The sequence below is a fragment of the Prevotella sp. BV3P1 genome (genome assembly GCF_000479005.1).
Lineage (GTDB): Bacteria > Bacteroidota > Bacteroidia > Bacteroidales > Bacteroidaceae > Prevotella.
The window spans coordinates 1-516 of the sequence record NZ_AWXC01000019.1 but is presented as its reverse complement, the minus strand read 5'-3'; the positions used below and the strand labels follow the sequence as shown (position 1 = coordinate 516).

General features: G+C 40.7%; 1 protein-coding gene. It reads right to left on the bottom strand.

The annotated features are described in order from the left end of the window. Nucleotides 1-78: 78 nt before the first annotated feature. Nucleotides 79-516 (bottom strand): IS256 family transposase, variant Zn-binding type (locus HMPREF1254_RS12250; RefSeq protein WP_023057339.1); only part of this gene is annotated, 438 nt, incomplete at its 5' end.

Sequence of the window (516 nt, the reverse complement as noted above, 5' to 3'; positions counted from 1 at the left end):
AGGCGTAATGGACATTTGGTAGGCTGAAAAAGCTCCAGATGTTTGTAATGGACAAATGGTAGGCTGGTAATTTCCAGCCTACTTTGTTATATTCAGAAATCCATCAATAAACTTCTTTTTGTTGGTATCGCTTAATCCGTTATGGTTCAGTAAAGCTCTTTTAAGTTGTGAGTTGTAGCCTTCCAACATATTGGTTGTATTCGGTATGTTTACCTCCGTATGTTCTTCATATGTAAAAAGCCACTTGAGATGTGTTTTTAAAGACCTCTTGGCAGTCCTAAGTCGTCTGTGTGTGTAGGTGGTCTTGCCTGAAATAAGAGTCGTTCTTTCATTCAGAAAATCCTCCCACCGGGCACACCATTTACCAAATTCCATTAAGAACTGCTCTTTTCCGATGGTAAACATCTTCCTTGCCAATGCCAGCAACTCTATGCTTGCAGGCAAATGAGGGTTATTTGTCAGAAGCCTTCTGATGATTTGCAATTGATGAAACTGGCACATTTGTACCGGGCAGGA